This is a genomic window from Bacillus sp. 196mf, assembly GCF_003217275.1.
Classification (GTDB): Bacteria; Bacillota; Bacilli; order Bacillales; family Bacillaceae_G; genus Bacillus_A; species Bacillus_A thuringiensis_S.
The window spans coordinates 219,305-241,848 of the sequence record NZ_QJTG01000004.1 but is presented as its reverse complement, the minus strand read 5'-3'; the positions used below and the strand labels follow the sequence as shown (position 1 = coordinate 241,848).

Genomic DNA, 22,544 nt, shown 5'->3' with positions numbered 1-22,544 from the left:
TTTACTCCGCCGGACGCGGTCCAGCATCAAGACCTGAATTTTCAACTGTAAGTACCGGACGAACGATTATATCTTTATGTACACGCATTTGACAAGATAATCGTAAATGATCTTCAATCCCTTTTTCCGTCATTGCATGTTTCTCATTCGCACTCGCTTCACAGAAATCACCTGCTAGTATTTCTACTCTACAAGTTGTGCAACGTGCATTCCCGCCGCAACGATGAAGAATGTTGACACCGCTATCTTCAATTGCTAATACTAACTTCGTTCCTTCTTTTACATCAAATGTTCCCGCACCTTCAATTGTTAATTTTGGCAAATTTGTTCCTCCTCATGTAAAATTGTACATAACATATTTATGACCGCGAATTATTGAACATAAACATTATTTTTTTATATCCCCGTAACTTTTTTTAATGTTGAATCGTTTATTAAGTAAGCGCTGAAAAGGAGTGGTTATTTTGTGCACAAAAGTAACTCATGTTTTAAAGAACCGTATCGATATGAATCATTCAAATATAAACTTTTTAATTGAACAATATGGAGAGTTAAAAAGATACTGTACTTTTTTAACGAAAAACAAATGGGATGGGGAAGATCTCGCCCAAGAAACAGTGTGTAAAGTACTTCAAAAATATAGAAATAAAGATATTTGTATGACACTCGTCTATAAAATAGCAAGAAATCGTTGGTTAGATCAGATGAAGTCTAAGTCTGTTCATGAAAAAATAAGAGAACAAATCACTTCTGAAGAACCACATGAGAACATTGCAGATTTGCATGAAATGGTAGGGAAAGTATTGTCTTCATTAAATGTACAGCAATCCGCAATTTTATTATTAAAAGATGTTTTTCAATATAGTATCGCTGATATTGCTAAAGTGTGTTCTGTATCAGAAGGTGCAGTGAAAGCTTCTTTATTCCGGAGTAGAAATAGGCTGAAAACTGTAAGTGAAGAAGGGGTCGAGATAGTCGAATTCACAGATGATATGGAAGTTGTAGTAACGTCTATTCGAGAAGAGAGACCGGAATTATTAACGAAACTGCTTCCGTCAATAGATTTTACTAAGTTACCATCTAAACAGCCAGTCTTATTATTTAATGTGAAACAACCTTCTTCCTACAGTTGTATGCTTTGCGCAGCATAACAAGTATTGGAGGGATTTAAAATGAATGCAATTCCATATGTAGTAGAACAAACAAAATTAGGAGAACGTTCCTATGATATATATTCAAGGTTATTAAAAGACCGCATTATTATTATCGGTTCAGAAATTAATGATCAAGTAGCGAGTAGTGTCGTAGCTCAATTATTATTTTTAGAAGCAGAAGATGCAGAGAAAGATATATTCTTATACATCAATAGCCCCGGCGGTTCAACGACAGCAGGTTTTGCAATATTAGATACGATGAATTTAATTAAACCAGATGTGCAAACGCTGTGCATGGGCTTTGCGGCATCATTTGGTGCATTGCTATTATTATCTGGAGCAAAAGGAAAACGGTTTGCGCTCCCTAACAGTGAAATTATGATTCATCAGCCGCTTGGTGGTGCACAAGGGCAAGCAACAGAAATTGAAATAACTGCGAAAAGAATATTAAAGTTAAAGCATGATATTAATAAAATGATTGCAGAAAAAACAGGCCAACCGATTGAAAGAGTAGCACATGATACAGAAAGAGATTATTTTATGACTGCAGAAGAAGCGAAGGAATATGGGATTGTAGATGATGTTGTTACGAAAAAATAAGATGAAAAAGGCTAGAGGATATATTAATTCTCTAGCCTTTTTATTAATCCTTTACCCATTCATCAACTAATGCTTGATTTTTTTTAATCCATTTTCGCGCAGCTTCTTCAGGATCTTTTGTTTTATTTAACATGACCATTAACGTACCGAGCTGTTCATCGTTCATTTTCCATTTATCAAAGTATTTTATAACATCTGGGTGATCTTTTTCGAAACCTTTACGAACGGAGTAATAAATGTCATCTTTTTCACCATATACTTTCTTAGGGTCTTTTAAATATTTCAAGTCAAATTCTGAAAACCCCCAATGCGGATTCCAAAGCGTAACAGCGATTGGTTTCTTTTTTGTATATGCTTTCTTTAGTTCACTCATCATCGCAGCTTCAGAGGATTGGACAAGTTTTAGTTTTATATCATATTCTTTCATTGCTTTATTCGTTAAATTCATAAGACTACTACCGGGTTCGATACCGACAATTTTATTATCTAGTTCATCTTTATGAGCATTTAAATCTTCGATACTGTTTATATTTTTCATATAAGAAGGGACGACTAAACCTAGTCCAGTACCTTCGTACCATTTTGATTTTAAGACAATATCATCTTTATAACGATCGTTTAGCGGTTTATCTGTAACTGGTAGCCATACTTCTAAATTCGCATCAACATCGCCACGAGCAACACCAGTCCAAATTGCGGCTTTTTCTAAATACATGAGCTCAACTTTGTAGCCTTTTTCTTCTAATAAAACTTTCCACATGTTTGCAGTTGCAATATTTTCTTTCCAACTTGTTACACCAAGTTTAATTTTCCCTTTCGAATTTGCATTTGTTGCATTACATGAAGTGAAAATCATAGTAATAAATAATGCAAGGCATATAAACCAAATTTTCTTTCGCATTGAAAACCTCCTAAGTAACGTTTGCCTTATAAAATAAATGTATAAGTAAGCATTCTTATTATGAACGGAAACGAGAATTTTAAAGAAATCTTATGAATGTCATTTTTATGTAATATTTCTTTGTAAAATCGCAACACTATGTGAATAGATGGGTAGAAAAGGAGTAGTGACATGGATAATACAAAGGTGCGTGTTGAAAACGTAACAAAAGTATTCGGGAAACATCCGCAAAGAGCCCTTTCCTTATTAAAAGAAGGAAAAAGTAAATCGGAAATTTTAAAAGAGACAGGAATGAACGTTGGGGTGAAAAAAGCAACGTTTGAAGTATACTCTGGAGAAATTTTCGTTATTATGGGTTTGTCTGGTAGCGGGAAATCTACGCTAGTTCGTATGTTAAATCAATTGATTAAACCAACTGCAGGTCATATATACATAGATGGTGAAGACATCGCAACGATGGGAAAAGAAGAGTTACGAAGAGTAAGAAGAACGAAAATGAGTATGGTATTTCAGAAATTCGCTCTATTTCCGCATCGTACAGTTATACAAAATGTTGCATATGGGTTAGAAATACAAGGAGTTCCGGTTGAAGAGCGAGAGAAAAAAGCGTTAGAATCGCTACAGTTAGTAGGACTCGATCATCATAAAGATAATTATCCAAGTCAACTTAGTGGCGGTATGCAGCAGCGCGTTGGAATCGCAAGGGCGCTAACGAATAATCCAGATGTATTACTAATGGACGAGTCATTCAGTGCATTAGATCCACTTATTCGAAAAGAAATGCAAGATGAATTGTTAGAGTTGCAAGATAAAATGGAAAAAACGATTATATTTATTACGCATGATTTAGATGAAGCGCTTCGAATTGGAGATCGTATCGCATTAATGAAAGATGGAGAAATCGTTCAAATTGGAACGCCAGAAGAAATTATGATGAGCCCCGCTAATGAATTTGTAGAAAAGTTTGTTGCGGACGTGAATTTAGGAAAAGTAATTACGGCGGAGTCTATTTTAAAACGACCAGAAACTTTATTAATTGATCGTGGACCTCGTGTAGCCCTTCAAATTATGAGGAATGCTGGTGTTTCAACTGTATATGTTGTAAACAAAAAGTATGAGTTTTTAGGTATATTAACTGCGGATGATGCGAGTAAGGCAGTACAAAAACAGTGGCCGATTGCTGATTTATTACTTAATGATATTCCGCATGTGTATTTAGATACTTTACTGGAAGAGACGTATGCAAAAATGGCGGAGATGAAATATCCGTTACCAGTAATCGATGAGAAGAAAAGGCTAAGAGGAATTATTAAACGTGAAAGTGTCATTCAAGCTCTTGCAGGAAACATTGAGGAAGAGGTGAAAGACGATGAATAGTATACCGCGTATTCCGTTAGGGGAATGGGTCGACTCATTTGTTGTAAGTTTATATGAGCACTTTGAAGGCTTATTCCGAGGATTCTCTTATATTATTGGTGGATTCGTTGATTTACTCACTAATTTTTTAATAATAATTCCTGCCATATTGATGATTATTATCTTATGTTTCCTCATTTGGTACACAACGAGAAAACTATCTTTAGTCATTTTTACGCTTATTGGATTATTATTTATTTTGAATATTAACTACTGGGCACAAACGATGCAAACATTAGCACTCGTACTTACGTCAGTTATTATTTCAATTATTGTCGGAATTCCAATTGGTATATTAGCATCTCAAAATGAACGTTTCTCAAAATTTTTAAAACCAACATTAGATTTTATGCAAACAATGCCTGCATTCGTATACCTTATTCCAGCGATCACATTTTTCGGAGTAGGTGTAGTACCTGGAATTATTGCATCAGTAATATTTGCAATGCCACCGACAATTCGTTTTACTGACTTAGGAATTAGACAAGTTCCAGAAGATTTAATTGAAGCAGCGAATGCATTTGGATCCACTGCATCACAAAAACTATTTAAAGTACAATTACCACTTGCAACCGGAACGATTATGGCTGGTGTGAACCAAAGTATTATGCTTTCGTTATCAATGGTTGTAACAGCGTCACTTGTAGGAGCTCCTGGACTTGGAGTTGATGTATATCGCTCGGTAACACAAGTTAATATCGGAATGGGATTTGAAGCTGGATTAGCTATCGTAGTAATCGCAATTATATTAGACCGAATTACACAAGGGTTCCATATGAAAAGAAAATAATGACCAAAAAACACACTTTTATACTACAAAGTGTGTTTTTTATTGCATCCAGTTTACATACGAACGATAACAGAACCTCCAGCTGGTGCACAAACTTGGTTTTGCTGTTGTTCCATGGATTTAATTAATTGATTATTTTCTTCAATTAATGAGATTAATTTAGCTAACTGACTTTCAAGACTTGCGATGCGCTGCATCATATATTGTGAATCATGATGCAATGTATTCCTTACAGGATGGGGGAATAAACATACTGTTGATTTATATTTGGATTCCAATGAGGATGCATTTGAATCGTTCCTCCTTCAATAAATTACGGATCTTTCTTATAGTAAATGCCTATATATATTTAATGGTTACTTGAAATTTTTTCATTATAAAAGGAGTATGTACAGAAAATGGAAAATATTATATATGAAGTTAAAGTGCATTTTTTGAAAAGATTCAAGCGAGATAGTGCGTATATTAATACATTTAAGTGAATGCATGTTGTTTAGGGAGAAATGATGGGAGGAGATGCAATTTTGGCTAAAAATAAAAAAAGAAATGATGCTTTGGCAATAGGTGTCGGTATAGGGGTTGTAATCGGTGTATTTCAAGGGCACTTTACAAATAATTTAGTAATCGGAATTGTGATTGGGATTATAATTGGGATTGCGTTTTTGAAGAAATAATGAGGTGTAAATTCATTTCAAAAATTGCTGTATAAAGAGAATGAAAATTCGGAATACGAAACTTATTTTTCCTTTTTTTGTGATATTATATATGAAAAGGATGGTGATGGATATGTCAACAAACAATCAAGTAGAACAAAACTGCTTCATTTGCGAAAAACATAAAGGAAATATTATAGTTCCAGGTGGAGCTATTTACGAAGATGAACTCGTTTACGTTGGACATGTCTACTGGGATAGTGAAGAAACATACCTAGGTTATGTAATGATAGATATAAAAAGACATGTACCTGGCCTTGCTGAACTAACAGATGAAGAAGCGAAAGCGTTCGGACTTATAACAAGTAGAGTAAGTAAAGCGCTAAAAGAAAGCGAAGGTGCAGAGCATATTTACACTTTTGTTTCAGGAAATGGTGTACCACATATGCATATGCACATTATTCCACGTTATCCAAATACACCAAAAGAATTTTGGTCACCAACCGAAGTAGCGAAATGGACTGGTGCACCATATGGTGATGAAGAGAAAATAAAAAAACTATGCGAAAGAATACGTAAGTATATGGTAAATGAGTATGCATACAACAAATAATACACAATATTCATGGGTTGGAAATATAGAAATGTGTTTAGGAGAAATTTCAGTTAAGCAATATGGTGATATTGTACTTGGTAAATATGGCGGGAATATAAGTGCTGGAGCGAAAAAGAATGAAGATGGTGTATTAGTTTGGTCAAATGGTGAATGGGAATTTGCAGCTATATTAGATGGACATAATAGTGCAGAAAGTGTTGATTTAGTAGTAAATACAATCGAAAAAGAATATGAAAATATAAAAGTAATTTTGAATGAACCAATTAATACAGTGTTTCAATCTATTGAAAATCATATACTGACAATTTTTCAGTCATCTTCATTTAAGGAAAAGTGCAAAAGAATACAAGGTGAAACAGCTTGCTTACTATGTGTAAGAAAAGAAAATTATATATGGTGGCTTTCTATTGGTGATTGTTTAGTGTATGTATTTCATGAAGAGTTACATAAGTTAGGACAATATGCATTAAATCAACGTCATTTTTACGAATGGATTGGAAATGTAAACACATTTGATTTACCTGTTCCTTGTTATTCATCAGGTATTCGTGAATTACGTACTGGAAAGAACCGAATTGTAATGGTGACAGATGGAGTATTAGAATGCGGGGAACGCCGATATGAAACGCCAGTAAATCTGTATAATAATATGAATAGAAATAATAAAAAACTTGAAGAAAGTGTTCATCATGTATTAGAGCACGTTCATCATCAATTCGGACGCGATAGTGCGACTATAATTAGTTGGGACGTTGAAAATAAAGAGAGTGCTACGTATCCGAGTGATCAGCCGGAGAAAAGGTAAAGGAGGAGGCCTTTCTGTTTCTTTTGAAACTAATTGTCTTATTGTTATGGATTATAATTTTATTCTTTTTAGAAAAAATTGTGAGGAAGAAGTTAAATATACCGAGACAAACTGGATGGAATAGTAAATATGTCAGCCAATCACATAAATGGGGGCAATGGATTATCATTATTTCTTATGTAGTACTTATGATGATAGGTTCAATTTTGAATCCAATATACATGACTTATATACCAATTTTCTTTTTTATGACGTTGTACATTTTTCAAGGATATATGCAGTGGAAATATGATAGGAAAGCAAAAGAATATATTATTTCGTTTGGAATTGTTCCGTTACTAATAATTACAGGTTTTATTTTGAATGTATTCTATAATACGTATTGGTGATGAATGGTCATACAAATAAAGGGTGAGAAAATGATAAGACCACGTTTACGGGCTGAAGTAATGATTGTAAACGACGAACATTCAAAAGTACTAGTACAATGTGATGAGAATGAATCATTTTATCGTTTTCCAGGTGGCTCTATTGAATTTGGTGAAACGTCAAAAGAAGCAATAATTCGAGAGTTAATAGAAGAATACGATTTGAAAGTTGATGTTCAAGAGTTAGCAATTGTAAATGAACATATTTTTGAGTGGGGCAACGAAAATGGTCATCATTGTACATTGATACATTGGGGGACTGTTGAAAAAATCATTACAAATGAAATAAGGCATAAAGAGCATGAGGATATTATATTAATTTGGAAAAGTCTAGAGGAATTACAGGAGAAGCCGACATATCCTGAAGGCATCATAAGTTATTTAGAAGGGGATAACCGTAATATAGTCCAATTTATTTCAAGTAATTAAATGAAATAATAGGAGGGGTGAAAATGGGAGCTTCTACTTTTTGGATTATAACTATTGTTTTTTGTATAGCTGTCTACTTTCTCGATAAGTTTTTAAGAAAAAAATTGAATATGCCCAAGGGTGGTTTTTGGGGATATAAGAAACATGTAAATAGTTTACATAAAAAATTGGAAATAGGACTACTTTTTATTTATTTAATAACTAGCTTTATATTTATCTTTAAATTTGAAAGTGTTAATATCGCTTATGTCATTTTTACTTATTTAGGTGGGACGTTAATCTTAAGAGCATTGATGGAATGGAAGTATGATAAAGAATCGAAAGAATATATATTTTCGGTAATTGGGGTATTCACGTTTATTTTTATGACTTCGATACTATTTTACTTCTTTCCACCTGCTGTATAATAAAAATTTGATAGTACAAATAATGAAATAACTAATAAGCAAGAAACCATTTACTACTAAATGGTTTCTTGTTTATTTAAGCATTTATTTTAGTTAATATAGATGTAATGAAATTAGTTTTATCCTCTGCATACTTATGTTTATCAGTAGGATTAGCTTGTGAAAGTTGAATTTTTAACTGTTCATACTGCATGCGTGCAGTTTTATTGTCTTTTAAGTAATCACGAAATTGTAATTGTTCTATTAAATATGTATTCCCTTGTTCATATATATGAATTTGATGAGTTCTTGGTTCACTTTTATTAAAATAGTATCTTTCGGGTAATACTTCTTTTCTATATTTATAGTTTAGTAGTTCTAACTTTTTAATAAAATGTATACCGTCCGTATAATTTTCTAATTCAATTGCTATATCAATAATTGGCTTTGCACTTAAATATGGAATAGAAGTACTACCAATATGGTGTATCGCTAAAATATGTTCGCCAATTTGTTCCTCAATGATTTGTTTCTCTTTCATAAACTCAATTTCCCATTCTTCAGTCCACGGCACTAAAAACACTTTCCCATACGGTAAACCTAACATTTAATTAGCACCTCTTTCAAAATAGTTTTCAAAAAGTTTATTACATCTTCTTAAAGCTTCTCAAAACAAGGTGTTCCCACAATCTCCAAGGAAGAATCTTCTTCGTAAAGATCATAAATTTTACACCTTTTCCAATAGGATATCGTAAAGTAGTACGCTTTGTTTCAGCAATTTCAACGATTTTATTAGCAACATCTATCGGATTACCAAATGTATCACTACCGCTATTAATATGTTTTTGTATTTTATCCATATATTCTTTGTAAGGAGATGTTGTATCAGATTGGTTTTCAGCTAGTTGTTTACCAACCTCCCATATATTTGTATTGTAAGAACCAGGTTCAATTAAAGCGACATCTATTCCGAAAGGTTTTAATTCTAAGCGAAGCGATTCACTCCAGCCTTCTAATGCATATTTTGAAGATACATAAGGAGATAAACCAGGGAATCCAACTTGGCCGCTAATGCTGCTTATATTAATGATTTTTCCACTTCTTTGTTTTCTCATATATGGTAAAACAAGCTGGGTAATTGATATAGCTCCAAAAAGGTTCGTTTCAAATTGCTTTCGATATTCGTCTACTGGGATTTCTTCTACAAAGCCCCCATTTGCATATCCTGCGTTATTTATAAGGAGATCTATTCTATTAATTTCTTTTAAAAACAATTGGAAATTATGTATAGAATTTTGATCTGTTACATCTAATTGTTGAACTTTTATATTGTGCTGTAAGTTAAGTTGAGTAACTTGGGATAGTAAGGTTCCTTGTTTTTCTAGGTTTCGCATTGTAGCGATAACTAAATAATCTTTTTTTGCGAGTTCGAGTGTAGTTAATAGTCCAAATCCACTTGAGGCTCCTGTAATTATTGCGATTTTTTTATTCATTTTCCGCCAGCTTTCTTTTTCTTTTATCATAACGAGTTATGATAAGAAAATCTATTATTCTTACATTTAGTATGAAATCAATTTGTATGTAAAAAAAGGGGATCATAGGGAATCAGCGTATATAGAGTAGTGTATATTAATATGATAATGAAATGAGGGAAGAAAAATGGCCCATGTAAAAGATGTATTAGCAGATCAGCTATTAGCGAATGCAAATGATCCCAGTTGGTATATGCCATTTTCAGATGCAGTTAAGGATTTATCTGAGAGGGAAGCTTTCTGGAAACCGAATGAAGAGAGTAATAGTATAGCTGAAATCGTACAACATTTACTGTATTGGAACTCTACGTGGCAAACTAGGTATAAAGAATCAAATGTGAATGCAGTACCCGCTATAGGAGATAATAACAAAAGTTTTATGCTCTCAGATAATCAAACTTTCGATGAATTACGGGAAAAACTACTAGAAAAACTGTTACAATGGCAAAATCTCATAAATGAAGAAAAGGTTGAAAGTGATGTAGTGGGATTTCCTGTTTCTGCAAAGTGGTGGGAAGTGCTAGCGAATGTAACAACTCATAATGCATATCATATTGGTCAAATTATTTACATCCGAAAATTACAGAAGAGCTTTGATAATGAATAAAGTAACAATTCTCTTATTAAGGGAACAAAGGTGGACAAAACGAGACAAACGTCTCATTTTGTCCACTTTTTTATTGTTAAAAGATAGAGAAAACCTATTAAAACAAGGATTCGAAATTGGCACAATACTTGCAATATAAAAGACGAACAAGAAAATAGGAGGGCTGGATATGTTAAAAACAACTGAAAGTAAAGGGAATGAAATTACGAAAGAACAAGCTCATTGGATGTACGAAAAAATGTTAGAAATTCGTAAGTTTGAAGATAAGGTGCATGAATTGTTCGCGCAAGGCGTTTTGCCAGGTTTCGTTCATTTATACGCAGGTGAAGAAGCGGTAGCAGTTGGTGTATGTGCCCACTTAACGGATAGTGACAGTATTACAAGTACACATAGAGGTCATGGACATTGTATCGCAAAAGGTTGTGATTTAAATGGTATGATGGCTGAACTTTTCGGGAAAGCGACAGGATTATGTAAAGGTAAAGGCGGTTCCATGCATATTGCCGATTTGGATAAAGGAATGCTTGGTGCGAATGGCATTGTAGGCGGGGGTTTCCCACTTGCTTGCGGTTCAGCATTAACAGCTAAATATAAAGGAACAAAAGATGTAAGTGTTTGCTTCTTCGGTGACGGAGCAAATAATGAAGGAACATTCCATGAAGGGGTTAATTTAGCGGCGATTTGGAAGTTACCAGTTATTTTTATTGCAGAAAATAACGGTTACGGTGAAGCAACTACATTTGAATATGCTTCAAGTTGTGATTCTATCGCTGATCGCGCAAAAGCTTATAATATTTCAGGTGTTCAAGTAGATGGAAAAGATCTTCTAGCTGTATATAAAGCTGCTGCAGAAGCAGTTGAACGTGCGCGTAATGGTGATGGTCCAACAATTATTGAATGTATGACATATCGTAATTATGGTCATTTCGAAGGTGAAGCGCAAACATATAAAACATCAGTAGAAAAAGAAGAACATTTAAACGAAAAAGATGCAATTGTGAATTTCCGTAAGCATTTAATTCATGAAGGTTTATTAACAGAATCTGAACTTGTTGATATGGAAAAAGCAGTAGATGATGCAGTACAAAGATCCATTGAATTTAGTGAAAATAGTCCATACCCAGACGATGAAGAATTATTAAAAGATGTATACGTTTCTTACAAATAAGAGGAGGGTGAAAAATTATGACTAGAACAGTAAGTATGTCAACTGCAATTAATGAAGCGATGAAAATCTCAATGCGTCGTGATGAAAATGTAATTTTAATAGGTGAAGATGTTGCAGGCGGTGCACAAGTTGATCACCTGCAAGATGATGAAGCTTGGGGTGGTGTTCTTGGTGTTACGAAAGGACTTGTACAAGAGTTTGGCCGAAATCGTATATTGGATACACCAATTTCTGAAGCGGGTTATATGGGAGCTGCGATGGCAGCTGCTGCAACTGGGTTACGTCCGATAGCTGAGTTAATGTTTAATGATTTTATCGGTAGTTGTCTTGACCAAGTATTAAACCAAGGTGCGAAATTCCGTTATATGTTTGGAGGTAAAGCAAAAGTACCCGTTACAGTACGTACGATGCATGGCGCTGGTTTTAGTGCAGCAGCTCAACATTCACAAAGTTTGTACGCATTATTTACGAGCATACCAGGTATTAAAGTTGTTGTTCCTTCCACACCGTATGATGCAAAAGGCTTATTATTAGCGGCAATTGAAGATGATGATCCAGTAATCTTCTTTGAGGATAAAACACTTTACAATATGAAAGGTGAAGTGCCAGAAGGATACTATACAATTCCATTAGGAAAAGCAGATATTAAACGGGAAGGTTCTGATGTAACAATTGTCGCAATCGGAAAGCAAGTTCATACAGCGCTTGCAGCTGCAAAGCAATTATCGAAAAAGGGGCTTGAAGTAGAAGTAATTGATCCACGATCTTTATCACCACTTGATGAAGATACTATTTTATCATCTGTTGAAAAAACAAATCGTCTTATCGTCATTGACGAAGCGAATCCTAGATGTAGTATTGCAACAGATATTGCGGCAATTGTAGCGGATAAAGGTTTTGATTTGTTAGATGCACCTATTAAACGAATTACAGCACCACATACACCTGTTCCGTTCTCACCACCACTTGAAAAGTTGTATTTGCCAACACCAGAAAAAGTAATTGAAACTGTATCAGAAATGATCGGAGACCAATCTTTATTACATGTGTAATAAAACAATGAGAAGGGAGAGAGAGACATGGCTGTAGAAGTTGTAATGCCGAAGTTAGGTATGGCGATGAAAGAAGGTATTATTACGAGCTGGAATATTAAAGCAGGCGATAATGTAGCAAAAGGAGAACTAATTGCTAGTATTAATTCAGAAAAAATTGAAACGGAAATTGAAGCGCCAGCTGATGGTACGGTACTTGATATAGCTGTAAGTGAAGATGAAGGAGTGCCGCCCGGTACTGTAATTTGCTACATCGGTAAACCGAATGAAAAGGTAGAAATGCAGGAAAGCACACATGTTGTAGAAGAAAAAACATCTAATATAGAAGTACAAAATGTACAAAATCAAGAAGCAAATGGGAAAGAAGTATCGAAGCAAAGAATTAAAATTTCACCTGTAGCCAAGAAAATTGCAAAGTCTGAAAATCTGAATATCAAGGCATTAGTTGGTACAGGTCCTGGCGGAAGGATTACAAAGGCAGATGTATTAAAAGCACTTGAGGTAAGAGTAAACGTTCCGGAAATATCTGAACGAGAAGAAAGTAAAGCGATTCCTGTTACTGGTATGCGTAAAGCAATCGCAAATCGTATGCACGCAAGCTTACAAAATAGCGCACAATTAACGTTAACGATGAAAGTAGATGTAACAGATTTAGTTGCTTTACATAAAGAAATAGCGGAAGTTGTACAAAAAAGATATGATAATAAATTAACTATTACGGATTTCGTCTCGCATGCTGTTGTATTAGCACTTGGAGAGCATAAAGAAATGAACAGCGCTTATATAGATGATGCAATTCATCAATTTGAACATGTGCATTTAGGCATGGCAGTCGCATTAGAAAAAGGGTTAGTCGTTCCAGCTATTCGCTTTGCAAATAATTTATCTTTAGTAGAGTTGTCTAAAGAGATTAAGAATGTGGCACAAAAGGCACGAGCAGGTAGCTTAAGTAGTGATGATATGCACGGAACGACATTTACAATTAGTAATTTAGGTAGCTTTGGTATTGAATATTTCACACCGGTATTAAATACACCTGAAACTGGTATTTTAGGTGTAGGTGCAATTGAACATGTTCCTGTATTTAAAGGGAAAAAATTAAGAAAAGGAAGTATGTTACCTTTAAGTTTAACATTCGATCATCGTGTATTAGACGGTGCACCAGCAGCTGCATTTTTACGCACAATTAAACATTATTTAGAAGAACCTATAACAATTCTTTTATAAAGAGAAGGTGAGAGAATGAGTAAATTAGTTGTTATTGGGGGCGGACCTGCTGGCTATGTAGCAGCAATTACCGCGGCTCAAAATGGCAAAGATGTCACTCTTATTGATGAAGCTGACCTTGGCGGAACATGTTTAAATGTTGGGTGTATGCCGACGAAATCACTGTTAGAAAGTGCTGAAGTACATGACATTGTGAGAAAAGCGAATGATTATGGGGTTACGCTTAATACAGGAAGTATATCAATTGATTGGGATCAAATACAGGCGAGGAAATCACAAATCGTAATGCAACTCGTCCAAGGAATACAATATTTAATGAAGAAAAATAAAATTAAAGTTGTAAAAGGAACAGCGAAATTCGAAACGGATCATCGTATGCGAGTTGTACAAGGAAATAAAGAAGAAGTAGTTGATGGAGAGAGCTTTATTATCGCAGCTGGTTCCGAACCTACAGAATTACTATTCGCTCCGTTTGATGGAAAATGGATTTTAAATAGTAGCCATGCCATGTCTCTTGAGAGTGTACCATCTTCATTGTTAATCGTTGGTGGTGGTGTAATAGGATGCGAGTTTGCAAGCATTTATAGTAGACTTGGCACAAAAGTATCGATAGTTGAAATGGCACCGCAATTAATACCTGGTGAAGATGAAGATATCGCGAATACTTTAAGAGAGAAATTAGAAAAAGATGGGGTGAAAATTTTTACGGGAGCAGTTTTAAAAGGTTTAAATAACTATAAGAAGCAAGCTTCATTTGAATACGAGGGAATTACTCACGAAGTAACTCCAGAATTTGTTCTTGTTTCTGTAGGAAGAAAACCACGAGTGCAACAATTAGGATTAGAAAAGGCAGGGGTTCAGTTTTCAAATAAAGGGATTGCTGTGAATGAACATATGCAAACGAACGTATCGCATATTTACGCAGCTGGTGATGTGATCGGTGGAATTCAGCTTGCTCACGTTGCCTTCCATGAAGGAACGACAGCAGCATTACACGCAAGCGGAGAAGACGTGAAAGTAAATTATCACGCTGTGCCCCGTTGTATATACACAGCTCCAGAAATAGCTAGTGTCGGGTTAAGTGAAAAAGGTGCAAGAGAACAATATGGTGATATTCTCATCGGAGAATTTCCTTTTACAGCGAACGGAAAAGCTCTTATTTTAGGAGAACAAGTAGGTAAAGTAAAAGTCATTGTAGAACCTAAATACCAAGAAATTGTAGGGATTTCTATTATCGGTCCTCATGCAACTGAACTTATTGGTCAAGGAACCATAATGATTCATACAGAAGTTACCGCTGATATAATGAGAGATTATATTGCAGCACACCCTACTTTATCAGAAGCAATTCATGAAGCGTTAATGCAAGCGGTAGGACATGCTGTACATGCTTAAATGGAAATATAATAAACCACTATTCTCTAAACAAATAAGAGAATAGTGGTTTGATTTTTTATTAATAGAATATCTTATTATTTTTTAATTTCAATCGCTGAAGTAATATCGTTCCAATCAGGAGCTAAATTAGCAGTTTTACCATACCAATCAGCGTGTTTAAATATAACACCTTTTCCATATCCTTGTGTTGAAGTGTGCTCCCAAAGTGTCGTTGAATAACTTGCAGAAGGTGACGCTGTACTTACAGAAGAAATTCTGTCATTCCAGCTAGATGGTAAGTTTTTAAAGCCGCTGCTCCAGTAAATATATTGACCACCTTTATCTTTATGTTCGTAAAAATCAGTACTACCAGCACCGCTACCTAAAGGATTAATATTATTTTTAATTGCTTTTTTATCCTTTGCAATATACGCATCCAATGTTTCACGGCTAGTAAAACCATAAGCTAGCCAATCTCCATTTTCATTTTGCTCTGGTAATACCATAGTAATTTGGATATCTTTCTTATCCTGATCACTTAATTTTGCAAATGAATTAACATTTTGTTCATCCACTTTTAAATAATCAAATGACTTAATTGTGTTACTTTTTTCCTCAGCACTTACTGCACCTAGTCCTCCAGTTAATGCAAAACCAGCTACTAATGTCCCTGCTACTAATTTCTTCAACATATAACCATCCCTTTTTGTTTGAATTTTTGTACAGGTGAATCTTGTACAGCTAAAATGTATTCTAATTTTATACTTTTGTAAATATTCTGAAGTTTTAGAAATAATAGGCGGAATATTTACATTTTTACATTATTTCTTTAGAAAAAATGGTTATTGGAATGATATAATAAGTGGATGTATTGCTTTTACTGGATGTAAAGATATTTTAGGAGAGGTGTCATTGAAATATTTTACAAGAGAATGGTATAAAAAAATGCAAGTTTTAGAATTTGTAAGTTTTATAGAGTCTATAAAAGAATGGTCGGAAATGGATATACAAAGTTTAAAGGAAGAAATAGAGGAAAGGAAAATAGATTTATTAAAATTCCTTCCTGAATCGATATACTCAATTATACAAAACATAACAATTAATTCAGAATACCCATCAGGTGAACTGAAAAAACTTATGCAAGAGTGGACAACAGATTATGAGAAAAGAATGGCACAATTAGATCAATCATACGTAGAATATTTTAATTCCATTGAGAAAAAACTTCCGTCAAATGTCGCTCAGTTACACAAGACATCACTACACGATAGTGTAATTAAAGTAATAAAGAGAGATTCAGAAGATACTTTGTCTATCGTATTAGATTGCAGTGGTACTTTTAGTGAATTTGATAAACTTGAAGTAACCTTTATAGGAGTAACAAAGTGTTCTGTGCAGGAAAACTTTGACAGTTCTTGGTGGCTATATCATGAAATAGCTCTTACTGAAGATGGTTTTGAACTAGGTGTTTTATTTGACTCTCCATTTAGAGAAGTGACGATTTGCGCAGCAGATGTATTACTTGTGAAGAAATAATGTTGTATGGAGTATTACAAACGTTTGACATAATAAAAAAATAAAGTTATTGTAGATACATGAAGTCTACAATAGGAGCTGTACTATGAAATATTCTAAAGCTACAAATTATGCTCTTCATACAATGCTTTTTCTGGCAAAGGCCACACCAAATAAGTTAGTTAGTGTTCACCAATTAGCAGAAATGCAAAATGTTTCACCAACGTACTTGTCTAAAATACTAACTAAGTTGACGAAGGAAGGGATGATACACTCATCATCTGGTCCAAAGGGCGGTTACTCGCTTAGTAAGAATTGGGAAGATATTTCATTTTTAGATATTATACATGCAATTGAAGGCAAAACATCATTGTTTGACTGTTGTTTACATGACAAACCTGGATGTTTAATTAATGAGGCAATGCTCGCAGCAGAAGAGAAAATGGAAGAAGAGTTAAGAAATCAAAAAATCGTAGATCTTGCGAAAAAAATAAAAGTGGATTTTTAATCTGCTTTTATTTTTAAATTAATTAAGGATAAAAAGGCTCTTTAATATCTTTAATTGTAGTTAGAAAATGATATGAAGAAGGAGAGAAGATGATGAATAATTTTTGGAATGATCGATATAAATCAGATGAATATTTTTACGGGGAAGAACCTAATACATTTATTAAAGAACAAGCATTTCGTTTAGCAAATCACAATAAAGTAATAGCATTTGCGGAGGGAGAAGGTAGAAATGCTGTATTTCTAGCAAGACAAGGGAACGAAGTAACAGCTATTGATTATTCGGAAGATGGATTAGAAAAGACAAAAAAATTGGCAGAGAAGCATAACGTAAACGTGCATACAAAAAAAGTAGATTTATTAGCTGATAGTTTGCCAGAAAATGAATATGATGCGGCAATTATGGTATTTGGACATTTTCATGATGATTATAAAAAAATGATATTAGATAAAATGATACAAACGATAAAACCTGGTGGATTAATTATGTTTGAAGTTTACTCAAAAAAACAAATAAACTATAGTACTGGTGGACCAAAAGATGTTGATATGCTGTATGATCCAATTGATATCCTTACTTGGTGTGAAGAACATAAGGTAATTCATTTCTTTAATGGAGAACAAGAGCGAGTTGAAGGGAAAGGGCACACTGGTTTAGCTGATGTTATTCAAGTTGTTATTAGAAAATTAATATAAGTGTTAATGAAAGTGTTAAATGTATAAATGTAAAAAGACCAGTCGTATAAGACTGGTCTTTCTATTTAGATACTAAATTATCAAGCTTCCAATATGTATTTGTTAACGGCGCAGCTTTGCTATCTATGTATAAATACATATTATTTAAATCTTTTGGTGAAGTTTTCAGTTCAAACACAATGTCAGTAGTTAAAGAGAATTCGTGTGGAACATTTTTATAGTGCTCGTCATCTATCGGATGAGCTTCACCTTCATATTTCTCACCAGTTTTTTCATCTTGTATGAAATATTTTATTTCCGAAAGATCAATAGTTTGTCCATCGTCTCGAACATTATTAATCATAACACGAGTAGTAAGGCGCCGCTCTTTGTCTATTTTTTCAAACTTTGCATTCTCAACTGTCGCTCTATAGTATTCATTTTTAACTATTTCTCCATAGTGCATTGCATTCTTTTCGAGAGCGCTCTTTTCTTGTTTTGATGTAGTATTACTATTACATCCTGTTAATATTCCAGTAAATAATAATGCTGTACATGTCGTTTTGATTAATGATTTCATAGTAATCCCTTTCTGTATTAAAAAGTAAAACATAGGAATAATTTTACATCAACAGGAAGGTAAATGAAAGTATTTTTGCGTAATATACAGATATACATTTATTTGGTTGGCAAATTAATGGGATAGAAAGCGGGAGAAGACTGTATAAAACGGAATAAATAAGAACTGAAAATATTGTAAAACAGAAGAGGCATACATATAATTAAAATAAAGTTTAAGTTTCTGAATCTTCAATAACGGTGGTGATAACATGTTTACTGAAGAACGTCGAGAGAGAATCTTAGAACTACTTAATACAGATGGAAGAGTAATCGCAAAGGAACTTGCGGAAAGATTTGAAATGTCTATTGATTCTATAAGAAGAGATTTGTCTATTATGGAAAAGGATGGTTTATTAAAAAGAACGCACGGAGGTGCAATTGAACTTACGCGAGTGAGGAACTTAGCTGCGGAACCAGCTAAACGTTATAGTGATAGCTCAATATATGAGAACACAATTGCAAAAGTTGCGGCATCTTATATACAAGAAGATGATTCTATTTTTATTGGCGGGGCTTCCATTCATAATGCGATGCTGAAATATTTACCGGAAGTATCATTTACGGTTATTACGAATTCTATAGAAATAGCTGGTCATCTAAGAGAATATAAGAACATCGATACATATTTAATTGGTGGAAAAGTAAAGCCTTCAGGAAATATTACTGATACATTTGCCTCTGAATTGATAAGTAGATTTTCTATTGATCTTTATTTCTCTACAGGTGGAGGCATTTCATTACAAGGTATTAGTACTGCAACACCTGAAGTTGCTTATTTTAGTAAAAGAGTAAGTGAAATTGCTAGAAGAAATATTTGTTTAGCTCCGCATAATAAACTTGGAATAGATTGTTTTATAAGAGGAGAGTCTCTAAAAGAAATTAACCTTATTATAACTGACGAAGAGGCTAGTAAAGAAACTGTTCAGGAATTTGAGAAACAAGGTAAACAAGTTGTAATAGCGCCATTATATTGATTTGAAAGGAGTTTGACATGATTGTAAAAGAGCAAGAGTTTCATATAAATGGATTAACTTATACAATTCGTTCTGCAGCTGAGAAAGATGCTGACCAGTTATCGAAAATTAGAGTTCAGATTGATGGAGAAACTGAAAATATGGATAGAGATGCTGGAGAGGGATTTATAGATGACCTAGGGTTTCAAAAAATAATAAAAACAGATAGTGAAGAGGCGAAGAATCTCTTTTTAGTTGCAGAAGTGCACAATCGAATCGTTGGATTTTCAAGGTGTGAAGGATCAAATTTTAAGAGATTATCTCATAAAGTAGAGTTTGGCGTTTGCATTTTAAAAGAGTTTTGGGGATATAAAATGGGTAAGAGCCTATTACAACAATCTATTAAATGGGCTGACGAAAATGCAGTAAATAAAATATCTTTACAAGTATTAGAGACAAACGAGAAAGCTATTCATCTTTATAAAAAATTAGGTTTTGAAGTAGAAGGCGTTTTGAAAAATGACAAAAGACTATCGGACGGAAAGTATTATAATACGGTAGTGATGGGAAGGTTTACTGATACTTTTCATAAAAGAGGTGAAGAAGTATGTTTTACAGAAGGAAGTACTATGTAGTGAAAAATGAATTCATAGAAGTATTTAATGATCATTTCAATAACACGAACTTACCTAATCAATTAAAGCATGGTTCTAAGCTAATAGGACGCTGGATGAAAGATAATAAGAATGGTACGTCTGAAGTATTTGCCATATGGGAATATGATAGTTATGAACAGTATAAAGAAATAGAATCGAAAATTAGAAGTGACGAGAGGCATATTAGAAGAATACATGAATGGTATGAAAACCATGGCGGGAAAGAATATGTTTTACAGGAGTACATAGTAGAGATGAAAAATGAAGAGTTAGTATGTACTGTAAAGTAATAGAGGGGGGAGGGATAATAGGAATGAAAACAAAATTATATTTTAGTTTAGCATCCACTATTTTATTTGCAATAGCCGTGATTGTTTTCTTTATAAACGGTAATCCACAAAAGTGGTTTTGGTTATGTATTTTCTTTGCTTCCATTATACAAAATATAGTGCTACTAAAAAAGAATAAAGAAGTGCATTAAGATATTCAAATTATTAACATATTTGTGTCGTCTTTCTAGTTTTATTGAAAACGCTTTTATTCAGTTTTATAATAAAAGTATGTTTTTACAGATCTCCAAAACAATGAATAGGGAGATGATACAATGTTAGCTTCACCGTTTTACTTACATACATGGAAAAAGTTTATTAATGAAGGAGTCCTTGATTCGAACCGTATAAACGAAAGAATTTCAGAGTCATGGCATCGATGTAAACAAGCAAATGTGAATCCTCACATGAATAAAGGTCAGAAAATTTTGTCTTCTAATTTTTTTCAAGATCAAAAGAAAAAGAGTGAAATCTTCCTAGATATCGCAATCCCTCAAATACAAAATATGAGAAAAACCATTGATGAACTACAAATGATGGCATTATTAATCGATCCAGATGGTTATGTTCTATCGTTAAGTGGAAATAAACAAACGTTAAAGCGAGCGAAACATATTAATTTTATTGAAGGTGTAAAATGGACGGAAGCAGCTGTGGGGACAAACGCAATAGGAACAGCGCTAGAAATTGAAGAAGCTATTATGATAAGTGGTACTGAACATTACTCCGTGGTATCTCATAGCTGGAGTTGTGCGGCTGCTCCCATTCATAATGATGACGGGAAATTAATTGGTGTTCTAGATTTCTCCTGTCCAATTGAATTTTCGCATCCATATATGCTCGGTATGGTAACTTCAATTGCACATGCGATAGAACGTGAATGTAGCATAAGAGTTCATCAAAATGAATTACACTTAATTCATCGTTTTTTAGATGTCATTGATAGTGATGAACAAGTAGTTATTTGTAATCATCGTGATGTTATCGTTTCTGCGAGTAAGAGCGTTCGTGAACGAATAAATAATTGGTCAAGAATGAAACTTGAAGAGTTAATGCACCATGGATTAGAAACTAAATTAGAGATACCAGTATATAGTAATGAAAGAATGATTGGGAAATGTATGTATTTAAAGGAAAACGAACAAATGAATACATATTCTGCTCTCACATTTATAAAAGGAATTACTTTTCCAGGAGTTACTGGGACAAGCAGAGCATTTCAACACACACTAGAAGAAATTAAGCTTGTTTCACCGACTGATGCTAGTGTGTATGTATGTGGTGAGACAGGAGTGGGAAAGGAATATGTCGCGAGAGCGATTCATGAAAATAGTCCAAGAAAAGACGGGCCCTTTATAGCTGTTAACTGCGGTTCTTTGCCTAAAGAATTAATAGAAAGTGAATTGTTCGGTTATGCTGAAGGTGCATTTACAGGTGCGCGACGTCAAGGATATAAAGGGAAATTTGAACAAGCGAATGGAGGAACATTATTTTTAGATGAAATTGGTGAAGTACCACCAGAGATGCAAGTAGCATTATTGCGTGTTTTACAAGAACGTACAATAACTCCAATAGGAAGTTCAAAAGAGGTACCAGTAAATATTCGTATTATTACTGCCACACATAAAGATTTACTACGGTTAGTAGAAGAAGGGAAATTCCGTCAAGATTTATATTATCGTTTGCACGTTTATCCGTTATATGTTCCATCGTTAATAGAAAGAAAAGAGGATATCCCATATTTTATACAACACTTTTGCGAACGGAAGAATTGGAATGTTGTATTTCCGAAGAGTATTTGCAATCAATTTTTACAACATACATGGCCCGGAAATATTCGAGAACTAGTAAATGCATTAGAACGCATTTACATTTTGTCGCAAGGACGGGAAATATGCGAAAAACAAGTCGCTCTTTTGATACAAACAATGATGGGAAATCAACAACAACTTGAGTTACAAGTTGAAAATAAAACCGAACATACATTGAATTTTCGTGAAAAAATACAGCGTGATAGCATGATTGAAGCATTAGAAAAGACAAACGGAAATGTTTCATTAGCTGCAAAACTATTAGATGTACCCCGTAGTACATTTTATAAACGAATGCAAAAATATAAGTTATAAAGTAGATTTTTGTAATCTACT

General features: G+C 33.9%; 29 protein-coding genes and 1 pseudogene. 23 read left to right on the top strand and 7 right to left on the bottom strand.

All coding sequences use genetic code 11. From position 1 onward, the window contains the following. Window position 1: 1 nt before the first annotated feature. Window positions 2-322, bottom strand: a complete 321-nt coding sequence (locus tag ATL10_RS09605; protein ID WP_110496805.1) for a 2Fe-2S iron-sulfur cluster-binding protein — start codon at window positions 320-322, stop codon at window positions 2-4. Between the two features lie 142 nt (window positions 323-464). Between ATL10_RS09605 and ATL10_RS09600 the strand changes: the two genes are divergently transcribed. Both ATL10_RS09600 and clpP read left to right on the top strand, forming a co-directional pair. Beyond that, window positions 465-1,151: an RNA polymerase subunit sigma-70 gene (locus tag ATL10_RS09600; protein ID WP_016512688.1), complete on the top strand. Its 687-nt coding sequence runs from the start codon at window positions 465-467 to the stop codon at window positions 1,149-1,151. 21 nt (window positions 1,152-1,172) lie between these two features. After that, entirely contained in the window at window positions 1,173-1,754 is a 582-nt protein-coding gene (gene clpP / locus ATL10_RS09595; RefSeq protein ID WP_000991612.1) for an ATP-dependent Clp endopeptidase proteolytic subunit ClpP, read from the top strand. Between the two features lie 43 nt (window positions 1,755-1,797). Here the strand turns inward: clpP and ATL10_RS09590 are convergent, their stop codons facing one another. Continuing rightward, entirely contained in the window at window positions 1,798-2,655 is an 858-nt protein-coding gene (locus ATL10_RS09590) for a glycine betaine ABC transporter substrate-binding protein (RefSeq protein WP_001227615.1), read from the bottom strand. A 171-nt stretch (window positions 2,656-2,826) separates the two neighbouring features. Between ATL10_RS09590 and ATL10_RS09585 the strand changes: the two genes are divergently transcribed. Then, entirely contained in the window at window positions 2,827-4,032 is a 1,206-nt protein-coding gene (locus ATL10_RS09585; RefSeq protein ID WP_000370606.1) for a quaternary amine ABC transporter ATP-binding protein, read from the top strand. Beyond that, window positions 4,025-4,861, top strand: coding sequence for an ABC transporter permease (locus tag ATL10_RS09580; RefSeq protein WP_016512689.1), 837 nt, complete (start codon window positions 4,025-4,027; stop codon window positions 4,859-4,861). The genes ATL10_RS09585 and ATL10_RS09580 overlap by 8 nt, the downstream gene beginning before the upstream one ends. Window positions 4,862-4,914: 53 nt before the next feature. Here the strand turns inward: ATL10_RS09580 and ATL10_RS30940 are convergent. Continuing rightward, window positions 4,915-5,150: pseudogene (locus tag ATL10_RS30940) on the bottom strand (hypothetical protein). Between the two features lie 217 nt (window positions 5,151-5,367). On the opposite strand from ATL10_RS30940, the gene ATL10_RS09570 reads away from it, so the two are divergent. The 6 genes from ATL10_RS09570 to ATL10_RS09545 all read left to right on the top strand — a co-directional run bounded on the left by ATL10_RS09570 (window position 5,368) and on the right by ATL10_RS09545 (window position 8,199). After that, a complete protein-coding gene (locus tag ATL10_RS09570; RefSeq protein WP_000508401.1) occupies window positions 5,368-5,535 on the top strand; it encodes a glycine zipper domain-containing protein in 168 nt (55 codons plus the stop codon). A 91-nt stretch (window positions 5,536-5,626) separates the two neighbouring features. Continuing rightward, window positions 5,627-6,127, top strand: a complete 501-nt coding sequence (locus ATL10_RS09565) for an HIT family protein (protein ID WP_025118383.1) — start codon at window positions 5,627-5,629, stop codon at window positions 6,125-6,127. Further along, window positions 6,111-6,935, top strand: a complete 825-nt coding sequence (locus ATL10_RS09560) for a PP2C family serine/threonine-protein phosphatase (protein WP_000557601.1) — start codon at window positions 6,111-6,113, stop codon at window positions 6,933-6,935. The genes ATL10_RS09565 and ATL10_RS09560 overlap by 17 nt, the downstream gene beginning before the upstream one ends. Before the next feature lie 23 nt (window positions 6,936-6,958). Then, on the top strand, window positions 6,959-7,324 hold the full coding sequence (locus ATL10_RS09555) for a DUF4181 domain-containing protein (RefSeq protein WP_000767735.1): 366 nt from the start codon (window positions 6,959-6,961) through the stop codon (window positions 7,322-7,324). Between the two features lie 30 nt (window positions 7,325-7,354). After that, window positions 7,355-7,792 (top strand): NUDIX domain-containing protein, encoded by a 438-nt coding sequence (locus ATL10_RS09550; RefSeq protein WP_000620919.1) that lies wholly within the window; start codon window positions 7,355-7,357, stop codon window positions 7,790-7,792. 23 nt (window positions 7,793-7,815) lie between these two features. Further along, window positions 7,816-8,199, top strand: coding sequence for a DUF4181 domain-containing protein (locus ATL10_RS09545; protein ID WP_090977847.1), 384 nt, complete (start codon window positions 7,816-7,818; stop codon window positions 8,197-8,199). Window positions 8,200-8,275: 76 nt separating this feature from the next. On the opposite strand, the gene ATL10_RS09540 is transcribed toward ATL10_RS09545, so the two are convergent. Both ATL10_RS09540 and ATL10_RS09535 read right to left on the bottom strand, forming a co-directional pair. After that, entirely contained in the window at window positions 8,276-8,785 is a 510-nt protein-coding gene (locus tag ATL10_RS09540) for a GrpB family protein (RefSeq protein ID WP_000901209.1), read from the bottom strand. A 40-nt stretch (window positions 8,786-8,825) separates the two neighbouring features. After that, on the bottom strand, window positions 8,826-9,671 hold the full coding sequence (locus tag ATL10_RS09535) for an oxidoreductase (protein ID WP_001034793.1): 846 nt from the start codon (window positions 9,669-9,671) through the stop codon (window positions 8,826-8,828). Window positions 9,672-9,837: 166 nt separating this feature from the next. Between ATL10_RS09535 and ATL10_RS09530 the strand changes: the two genes are divergently transcribed. From ATL10_RS09530 to lpdA, 5 genes are all read left to right on the top strand, one after another. Beyond that, a complete protein-coding gene (locus tag ATL10_RS09530; RefSeq protein WP_110496803.1) occupies window positions 9,838-10,317 on the top strand; it encodes a DinB family protein in 480 nt (159 codons plus the stop codon). A 169-nt stretch (window positions 10,318-10,486) separates the two neighbouring features. Continuing rightward, complete coding sequence (gene acoA, locus ATL10_RS09525) at window positions 10,487-11,485, top strand: acetoin:2,6-dichlorophenolindophenol oxidoreductase subunit alpha (RefSeq protein ID WP_110496801.1); 999 nt, start codon at window positions 10,487-10,489, stop codon at window positions 11,483-11,485. 17 nt (window positions 11,486-11,502) lie between these two features. Continuing rightward, on the top strand, window positions 11,503-12,537 hold the full coding sequence (gene acoB, locus ATL10_RS09520) for an acetoin:2,6-dichlorophenolindophenol oxidoreductase subunit beta (RefSeq protein WP_000198898.1): 1,035 nt from the start codon (window positions 11,503-11,505) through the stop codon (window positions 12,535-12,537). A gap of 27 nt (window positions 12,538-12,564) precedes the next feature. Next, window positions 12,565-13,764 carry a dihydrolipoamide acetyltransferase family protein gene (locus ATL10_RS09515; protein WP_000257778.1) on the top strand — a complete coding sequence of 400 codons (1,200 nt, stop codon included), beginning with the start codon at window positions 12,565-12,567 and terminating at the stop codon, window positions 13,762-13,764. 15 nt (window positions 13,765-13,779) lie between these two features. Further along, window positions 13,780-15,159, top strand: a complete 1,380-nt coding sequence (lpdA, locus tag ATL10_RS09510; protein WP_000041188.1) for a dihydrolipoyl dehydrogenase — start codon at window positions 13,780-13,782, stop codon at window positions 15,157-15,159. Between the two features lie 77 nt (window positions 15,160-15,236). Here the strand turns inward: lpdA and ATL10_RS09505 are convergent, their stop codons facing one another. After that, on the bottom strand, window positions 15,237-15,833 hold the full coding sequence (locus ATL10_RS09505; protein WP_000914433.1) for a hypothetical protein: 597 nt from the start codon (window positions 15,831-15,833) through the stop codon (window positions 15,237-15,239). Window positions 15,834-16,053: 220 nt separating this feature from the next. On the opposite strand from ATL10_RS09505, the gene ATL10_RS09500 reads away from it, so the two are divergent. The 3 genes from ATL10_RS09500 (at window position 16,054) to ATL10_RS09490 (ending at window position 17,859) form a co-directional block, all read left to right on the top strand. Then, on the top strand, window positions 16,054-16,677 hold the full coding sequence (locus ATL10_RS09500; RefSeq protein WP_141544067.1) for a DUF4085 domain-containing protein: 624 nt from the start codon (window positions 16,054-16,056) through the stop codon (window positions 16,675-16,677). Between the two features lie 85 nt (window positions 16,678-16,762). Further along, entirely contained in the window at window positions 16,763-17,164 is a 402-nt protein-coding gene (locus ATL10_RS09495; protein ID WP_000877649.1) for an Rrf2 family transcriptional regulator, read from the top strand. 89 nt (window positions 17,165-17,253) lie between these two features. Then, window positions 17,254-17,859: a class I SAM-dependent methyltransferase gene (locus ATL10_RS09490; RefSeq protein WP_002094049.1), complete on the top strand. Its 606-nt coding sequence runs from the start codon at window positions 17,254-17,256 to the stop codon at window positions 17,857-17,859. A gap of 61 nt (window positions 17,860-17,920) precedes the next feature. Here the strand turns inward: ATL10_RS09490 and ATL10_RS09485 are convergent, their stop codons facing one another. Beyond that, window positions 17,921-18,418: a hypothetical protein gene (locus ATL10_RS09485; protein WP_000838465.1), complete on the bottom strand. Its 498-nt coding sequence runs from the start codon at window positions 18,416-18,418 to the stop codon at window positions 17,921-17,923. A 250-nt stretch (window positions 18,419-18,668) separates the two neighbouring features. Here ATL10_RS09485 and ATL10_RS09480 point away from each other — a divergent pair, with 250 nt between their 5' ends. The 5 genes from ATL10_RS09480 to ATL10_RS09460 all read left to right on the top strand — a co-directional run bounded on the left by ATL10_RS09480 (window position 18,669) and on the right by ATL10_RS09460 (window position 22,523). Continuing rightward, the gene (locus tag ATL10_RS09480; protein ID WP_098347934.1) at window positions 18,669-19,433 is read left to right on the top strand and encodes a DeoR/GlpR family DNA-binding transcription regulator; all 765 of its coding nucleotides are present in this window, start codon (window positions 18,669-18,671) and stop codon (window positions 19,431-19,433) included. A gap of 17 nt (window positions 19,434-19,450) precedes the next feature. Further along, window positions 19,451-20,047 (top strand): GNAT family N-acetyltransferase, encoded by a 597-nt coding sequence (locus ATL10_RS09475; RefSeq protein WP_072938704.1) that lies wholly within the window; start codon window positions 19,451-19,453, stop codon window positions 20,045-20,047. Continuing rightward, window positions 20,020-20,358: an NIPSNAP family protein gene (locus tag ATL10_RS09470; RefSeq protein ID WP_000499988.1), complete on the top strand. Its 339-nt coding sequence runs from the start codon at window positions 20,020-20,022 to the stop codon at window positions 20,356-20,358. The genes ATL10_RS09475 and ATL10_RS09470 overlap by 28 nt, the downstream gene beginning before the upstream one ends. 23 nt (window positions 20,359-20,381) lie before the next feature. Continuing rightward, a complete protein-coding gene (locus tag ATL10_RS09465) occupies window positions 20,382-20,549 on the top strand; it encodes a hypothetical protein (protein ID WP_000850650.1) in 168 nt (55 codons plus the stop codon). A 123-nt stretch (window positions 20,550-20,672) separates the two neighbouring features. Further along, window positions 20,673-22,523, top strand: coding sequence for a sigma-54-dependent Fis family transcriptional regulator (locus ATL10_RS09460; RefSeq protein WP_100910205.1), 1,851 nt, complete (start codon window positions 20,673-20,675; stop codon window positions 22,521-22,523). The last annotated feature ends 21 nt before the right edge of the window (window positions 22,524-22,544 follow it).